This window comes from Pauljensenia sp. UMB3104, from assembly GCF_030217285.1.
Classification (GTDB): Bacteria; Actinomycetota; Actinomycetes; order Actinomycetales; family Actinomycetaceae; genus Pauljensenia.
The window spans coordinates 1-298 of record NZ_JASONN010000205.1 but is presented as its reverse complement, the minus strand read 5'-3'; the positions used below and the strand labels follow the sequence as shown (position 1 = coordinate 298).

Annotated in this window: 1 protein-coding gene; it reads right to left on the bottom strand. The window is 62.4% G+C overall.

The features are described from left to right. The coding region (locus tag QP415_RS11390; RefSeq protein ID WP_285100144.1) for a 3-deoxy-7-phosphoheptulonate synthase at positions 1 to 298 on the bottom strand (298 nt) is incomplete at both ends.

Sequence of the window (298 nt, the reverse complement as noted above, 5' to 3'; positions counted from 1 at the left end):
GATTCGACATGAAACCCTGATTCCAGCGGTGCACCTGGCGCAGGTCGGCGTAGCCACCCTTCGTGAAGGCGCGGATCAGATTCAGCGTCGAGGCCGCGTGGTTGTACAGCGACAGAAGACGCTGCGGGTCGGGTTCGCGTGCTTCGGGCGTGAACTCGAAGGAGTTCACGGCGTCGCCACGGTAGCTGGGCAGTGTCACACCGTGGCGCGTTTCCATATCCGACGAACGCGGCTTCGCATACTGGCCAGCGATACGTCCGACCTTAATAACCGGCAGCGACGCGCCGTAGGTCAAGAC